Here is a 1,707-nt window from a genome sequence, read left to right on the forward strand (position 1 = left end):
GCATTATATTAAGGTGTATTTGTGGTAAAATTAGGTAAATAGTGTAGTTCGGGATTCAATTACAGGCTAAATAATAAAATTTTTGGTTACATTGCTTTGGAATGCAGCTTCCTTAAGATTCTAATTAGAAAAGGGAGTAAGTAATGAAAAAGAAATATTGAAAGAACAAAATAATTCAAAGAAATAATTTATACATTATTTATCAGTAGGTAATTATGAATTTGGAACGAAAACAGGTAGTTTTAAAGAATGGATTTGTAACACTCATCATTATTTTAAATTTATTATTATCATTAGGTGCAATTATGATAGGAATAATGATGCTATTAAAAAAGGGTGTTTTCGCTAGTTTTCCAAATGAATGGACTACGTATGTTCCTTTTAATAATTGGATAATCCTAGCGTTATTTTTAATCATATTGTTCGGAATTGGAAATGCATTTGCCTCATTAAACGGATTATTAAAAAAAGAAAGAAAATTATATAATTTGACAATGATTATGAGTATTTTGTTAATGTTATCTACAGTAATACAAGTAATCGTGTTAAAAGAATGGTTCCTAGCAACGGTTGAATTTTTGTTTATAGGTTTAATCCAAATATTATTAGGTCTGTTTGGGATAAATGCATATAAAAAAGGATAAATGAAAAGTGATATAAATTCAGTCAATACAAAACTGAATTTTACGTAAGAATGAGTTTAAGAAGAAAAAATTAAATTAGAAATATAAATTGTTAATCTTTGCAAAAGAAGGAAGGTTTTCGTATTGGGTACGGATAAATATAATTTGGTTAATCAAAATAATTGTAAAAAACCAAATTATAAAATCGTTGATAATGAAGTATATTTTGATATTAATGTTAGCCCTGATAAAGAAGTTTGTATAATAGCCAGCTTAGATAACAATTATATTTGTTGGGCATCGATTACCGATCTTGATGAAAGAGAATTGATTGTGACTATTTTTGATTATATATTGAAATGTAAAGCTGTTACGGTTTCGAGTATCAATTTGGCATTAGGGTCTCGTTATAAGGAAGTAATGAAGTGGCATAAATATCGTATATCCAAAACATTGTATAGTGATGGTGAAAAGCGTTACTACTCACAAGCAACTTCTACTTATTTAGGAAAAAACGAAATGTATCTTGCAAAATATATGTCTGGAGAAATAAACAAGTTTTATTATTCGGAGCTATCGAAGTGCAAATATCGTTTAATGGATAATTATTATTTTAAGATATTAAAAGGATATAAAAATCTTTTAAAGCAAAAGGAAAATGTAGAATACTATATCGAAATGAAACCTCTTATTTCCTTATTGGAGAGTGAGAGTTACTTAAAATTATGTCCGAACGAGGAAATAAGAAATATGTATTTGGATTGTATGAAGGAATGTTCTCATTTATATAATCGGTATATGTCATCAGTAAGGTAAGCGGATTGTAGTGATATATTATTTTAAAATGAAGAGTGTAAACCAATTTTGGATTTTACAAAGTTTAATTAAATATGACACTATTATGTTTTATTGGGCAGATAAATATGTTTGGGAATATAAAAAAATTTTATTGGTACAACAAACAAGATCTCAACTAAAGTTTAAATAAGCTTATGTTAGTTCATGAATGGGGAAACAATTAGATACATTGTAATAAACAAAGCTTAGAGAATTTCTTACTTCACTATCTGTTGCGATACTATAG

2 protein-coding genes are annotated in these 1,707 nt (G+C 26.8%); both read left to right on the forward strand.

The annotated features are described in order from the left end of the window. Positions 1–215 precede the first annotated feature (215 nt). On the forward strand, positions 216–644 hold the full coding sequence (locus HU235_RS06620) for a hypothetical protein (RefSeq protein WP_174879702.1): 429 nt from the start codon (positions 216–218) through the stop codon (positions 642–644). A 123-nt stretch (positions 645–767) separates the two neighbouring features. Beyond that, entirely contained in the window at positions 768–1,439 is a 672-nt protein-coding gene (locus tag HU235_RS06625; RefSeq protein WP_174879703.1) for a hypothetical protein, read from the forward strand. Positions 1,440–1,707: the final 268 nt, after the last annotated feature.

It is taken from the genome of Metabacillus niabensis (assembly GCF_902829255.1).
Classification (GTDB): Bacteria; Bacillota; Bacilli; order Bacillales; family Bacillaceae; genus Metabacillus; species Metabacillus niabensis.

Coding starts and splice junctions, on each gene's coding strand:
- HU235_RS06620 (WP_174879702.1), top strand. CDS start 216: ATGAATTTGGAACGAAAACAGGTAGTTTTAAAGAATGGATTTGTAACA.